This window comes from Aquitalea sp. ASV15, from assembly GCF_016429115.1.
Classification (GTDB): domain Bacteria; phylum Pseudomonadota; class Gammaproteobacteria; order Burkholderiales; family Chromobacteriaceae; genus Aquitalea; species Aquitalea magnusonii.
Window position 1 is genome coordinate 1 of sequence record NZ_JAELTZ010000189.1, and the last position, 314, is coordinate 314.

Here is a 314-nt window from a genome sequence, read left to right on the forward strand (position 1 = left end):
GGCTGCTTTTGCTGCCTGTGGCTGGCTTTGCCGGGCGGCGGCGTGGCATCATGCTCCCACTCATACCTTGCAGGAGCACGCATGTCCCAGCCCACGGCCTACCCGTCCCTTGTTGCCAGCTTTACCCCTGTCTCTTATACACATCTGACGCTGCCGACGAACGAACAACAGTGTAGATCTCGGTGGGCGCCGTATCATTAAAAAAGGGGGGGGGGGGGGGGGGGGGGGGGGGGGGGGGGGGGGGGGGGGGGGGGGGGGGGGGGGGGGGGGGGGGGGGGGGGGGGGGGGGGGGGGGGGGGGGGGGGGGGGGGGGG

1 protein-coding gene is annotated in these 314 nt (G+C 72.6%); it reads right to left on the minus strand.

Annotation, left to right across the window (positions count from 1 at the left end; translation table 11 throughout):
- Positions 1-121 precede the first annotated feature (121 nt).
- On the minus strand, positions 122-314 hold a 193-nt coding region (locus tag JHD64_RS21455; protein ID WP_199055695.1), incomplete at its 5' end, for a hypothetical protein.